Genomic DNA, 4,465 nt, shown 5'->3' on the forward strand with positions numbered 1-4,465 from the left:
CGACGCCGCCGTCCCCACCAACACTGACGCCGGCTCCGACGCCCACGCCCACGCCAAGTCCAACACCGACGCCAACGCCAGCCCCAACGCCCGAACCCATACCAACCGCCGCCGCGGGTACACCACCGCTGCCGCCGCCACCGCCGCCCGGCGCGGCGCCGATCCCGCTCTATCGGATGGAAGTGCCCGTCTACGCAGAGCTGTCGCCGATCGTCCGCGAACTCGCGATCCAGCAGATCGGCACATTCCACGAACGTCAGGGCGAGCAGTCGCTGCTGACGGAAACCGGCGCGCTGCCCGCCGCGTGGTCGCGCGTTTGGGGCGGCCACGCGACCCAGCACAACAGCGGCGCGGCCGATCCCGAATTCAGCGGCGGCATCGGCGGCCTGCAGGTCGGCCACGATATCCATGCCGATGCGACGCCGGCCGGTCATCGAAATCACTACGGCTTCTTCCTCGGCTTCGCGCGCGCGAGCGGCGACGTCGACGGTTTTGCACTCGGCTTTCCGAACTCGAGCGTCGGCCACCTGTCGATCAACGCGTACAGCGCGGGGCTGTACTGGACGCACATCGGCCCGGGCGGCTGGTACACCGACGCCGTGCTGCTCGGCAGTTCGCTCACCGCCGATCCGCAATCGAACCGCGGCGTCGGCGCGACGACGCACGGCAGCGCGTTCGCCGCATCGGTCGAAGCGGGTCTGCCGATTCCGCTATCGGCCCGCCTCGCGATCGAACCGCAAGCGCAACTCATCTGGCAACACGCGAATCTCCACGACATCGACGACGGCATTTCGTCCGTGTCCTTCGACCAAGCGAGCGGCTTCGTCGGCCGGCTCGGTGTGCGCCTCTACGGTCATTTCGATGCGGCCCGCACGACCTTCGAGCCGTATGTGACCGCGAACCTGTGGCGCTACTTCGGCGCGACGGACACCACGACGTTCGCGGGCACGACCGTCATTCCGACGAACGTCTCCGCGACGACCGCGCAATTCGGCGCGGGCATCGTCGCGAAAGTGAGCGCGCGCGGCAGTCTCTTCGCGAACCTCGTCTATTCGACGAACATCGGCGGTTCGCATCGCGATTCCATCGGCGGAGGATTGGGCGTGCGCTGGAAGTGGTGACGCGTTGCATACTGTGGTCACGCGAAAAAAACTGGAGACGAGCATGACCGCTGCGCCGCATTGCCCATTCCACGTCAAAGCACCGAACGGCTGCCCGATCAGCGCGGGCGCGGCCGAGTTCGATCCGTTCGGCGACGGCTATCAGCAAGACCCGCCCGAATACGTGCGATGGGCGCGCGAACAGGAACCGGTGTTCTACAGCCCGAAGCTCGGCTATTGGGTCGTCACGCGCTACGACGACATCAAGGCGATTTTCCGCGACAACATCACGTTCAGTCCGTCGATCGCGCTCGAGAAAATCACGCCGACCGGCCCGGAAGCGAACGCGGTGCTCGCGTCCTACGGATTCGCGCTGAACCGCACGCTCGTCAACGAGGACGAGCCCGCGCACATGCCGCGCCGCCGCGCGCTGATGGATCCGTTCACGCCCGAAGCGCTCGCGCATCACGAGCCGATGGTGCGTGCGCTCGCGCGCGAGTACGTCGATCGCTTCATCGACGATGGCCGCGCCGATCTCGTCGATCAGATGTTGTGGGAAGTGCCGCTCACCGTCGCCCTGCATTTTCTTGGCGTGCCCGAAGAAGACATGGACACGCTGCGCCGCTATTCGATTGCGCACACGGTCAACACATGGGGACGGCCGAAGCCCGAGGAACAGGTCGAAGTCGCGCACGCGGTCGGCAAGTTCTGGCAATACGCGGGCAAGGTGCTCGACAAGATGCGCGAAGATCCGTCCGGCCCCGGCTGGATGCAATACGGCATCCGCAAGCAGAAGGAGCTGCCCGAAGTCGTCACCGACTCTTATCTGCATTCGATGATGATGGCGGGCATCGTCGCCGCGCACGAGACGACGGCCAACGCGACCGCGAACGCGATGAAACTGCTGCTGCAACACCCCGACGCCTGGCGCGACATCTGCGACGACCCGAGCCTGATTCCCAACGCAGTCGAAGAGTGCTTGCGGCATAACGGCTCGGTCGCTGCATGGCGACGGCTCGCGACGAAGGACGTGACGATCGGCGGCATCGAGATCGCGGCGGGATCGAAGCTGTTGATCGTGACGTCGTCGGCGAATCACGATCAACATCAGTTCGCCGATGCCGATCTTTTCGACATCCGCCGCGAAAACGCCAGCGATCAGCTGACGTTCGGCTATGGCGCGCATCAGTGCATGGGCAAGAATCTCGCGCGCATGGAGATGCAGGTTTTTCTCGACGAGCTCACGCGCCGTCTGCCGCACATGCGCCTCGCCGAACAACGCTTCACGTATGTGCCGAACACGTCGTTTCGCGGGCCGGAGCATCTATATGTGGAATGGGATCCGGCGATGAATCCCGAGCGCGCCGATTCATCGGTGCGCGAGCCGCGCGCGGTCGTGCGGATCGGCGAGCCGTCGTCGCATGCGGTGAGCCGCGCGGTGATCGTCGATTCGGTCGAGACATGCGCGGATCGCATCGTGCGCGTGCGGCTCGTGTCGGCGAACGGACGCGATCTGCCGCGCTGGACGGCGGGCTCGCATATCGATGTCGTGTGCGGCGAGACCGGCATCTCGCGCCAGTATTCGCTGTGCGGCGATCCCGCCGACGCCCGCGCGTTCGAAATCGCCGTGCTGCGCGAGAGCGAGAGCCGTGGCGGTTCGGCGTGGGTGCACGAGAACGTGAAGCCGGGCGCGCACTGGCGCATACGCGGCCCGCGCAATCACTTTCGTCTCGACGAGACCGCCAAGAAGCTCGTGCTGATCGCGGGCGGCATCGGCATTACGCCGATCAGCTCCATGGCGCGTCGCGCGCGTTCGCTCGGCATCGACTACGAAGTGCACTACAGCGGACGCTCGCGCGCGTCCATGGCCCTTCTCGTTGAAATGCGCGCGCTGCACGGCGAGCGTCTGCGCGCGTACGTCTCGGAAGAGGGTGTGCGCAACGACTTCGCCGCGCTCGCCGTGGAGGAGGGCACGCGCGTTTATGCGTGCGGCCCGGCGCGGATGCTCGACGCGCTCGCCGACGCGAGCGCGTCGTGGCCCGAAGACGCGCTTCGAATCGAGCATTTCGAATCGAAGATCGGCACGCTCGATCCCGAAAAGGAACGCGCGTTCGAAGTCGAACTGAAGGATTCCGGCCTCGTCCTGACCGTCCCGGCCGATCAGACACTGCTCACGACGCTCAGACGCGCGAACGTCGATGTTCAGAGCGACTGCGAAGAAGGGCTGTGCGGATCGTGCGAGGTGCGCGTGCTGGAAGGCGAGATCGATCACCGCGACGTGGTGCTGACCCGGGGCGAACGCCAGTCGAACAATCGCATGATGACGTGCTGTTCGCGCGCGAAGGGCAAAAGGCTCGTTCTGGCGCTGTGAAGGTTTGGCCGAACGTCGGGCGGCTTTTGCTGCCGCCCGGCACAATTACTTTTTGTTGACGGATGTCAAAATGCCGCAGCAATTGGCAATCGATTAATGGCTCGCACTTTCATCATGGCGTCATATGTGTCCGAATAACCACGTCGATTAAAGATCGAATGGTTATACCCAGTAGTTAATTCGAATATAACGTTAAAGACGGCGCAAACCTTTTCAATGTAGCGCATGCTTCAAATGCCGGGCTTAGGTATTACCTAATTACCTGAATTCGCGCAAAGTGATCATACAACCGCGCAATTTTCACCGTAATATAGGATGATTATTGAACGTGCGTTCGAGTAATTCGCGAATTTCTTACATGAAAGATAAGCGGTTTTTCCGCGATCTAGGGTTTTTACCTACTAATATGAAATTTTTTACGCATGTTTTGCGTTTAGAATTGTTACTAATTTGGTGCGTCGCACAAGCACGCACGACCGAATAACTTCCGATAAACCTTGCTGCACGACTGCGCGAAATTCGCGCGGTGGAATTGCGTCTGCGCGATTTGCGCGGCAAGGCGAAAGAGAAGGGCGGTGCTGAACCTGAGAGATTTTATTAAAGGCCCATATAAATGGACCACGCAATTGGCTGCACGTTTGCCGCATCCCGTTCGGGATTTTCTATGCGGAAGAGACCGCGTCCTTCAGGCGAGGTCATCCCGCAGTCGGCGCGACGCCCTTTGAAAGTCGCTCGCTCAAGCATCGGACGGTCGGACATCGCTCCGCAATCGACGCTGCGCATCAATCGCCCGGGTTCGAATCGAACTCACCGAATCCATTCGTAATGGATGCGTTTCCGTATGGCGTGCATCGCTTCGCAAACGGAAGTCCGTTGACGCTTTCGCAGTTTCACGAGGATAGAAAATGACTGACGTAGTGATCGTATCGGCCGCGCGTACGGCGGTAGGCAAATTCGGCGGCTCGCTCGCGAAAATCGCGGCGCCGGAACTGGG

The 4,465-nt window shown here is 62.4% G+C and carries 2 protein-coding genes; both read left to right on the forward strand.

The window, feature by feature from the left end:
- Positions 1-98: 98 nt before the first annotated feature.
- The gene (locus tag BG60_RS35870; RefSeq protein WP_277621808.1) at positions 99-1,121 is read left to right on the forward strand and encodes an autotransporter domain-containing protein; all 1,023 of its coding nucleotides are present in this window, start codon (positions 99-101) and stop codon (positions 1,119-1,121) included.
- 43 nt (positions 1,122-1,164) lie between these two features.
- Positions 1,165-3,471: a cytochrome P450/oxidoreductase gene (locus BG60_RS35875; RefSeq protein ID WP_034474604.1), complete on the forward strand. Its 2,307-nt coding sequence runs from the start codon at positions 1,165-1,167 to the stop codon at positions 3,469-3,471.
- The last annotated feature ends 994 nt before the right edge of the window (positions 3,472-4,465 follow it).

It is taken from the genome of Caballeronia zhejiangensis, from assembly GCF_000698575.1.
Classification (GTDB): Bacteria; Pseudomonadota; Gammaproteobacteria; order Burkholderiales; family Burkholderiaceae; genus Caballeronia; species Caballeronia zhejiangensis.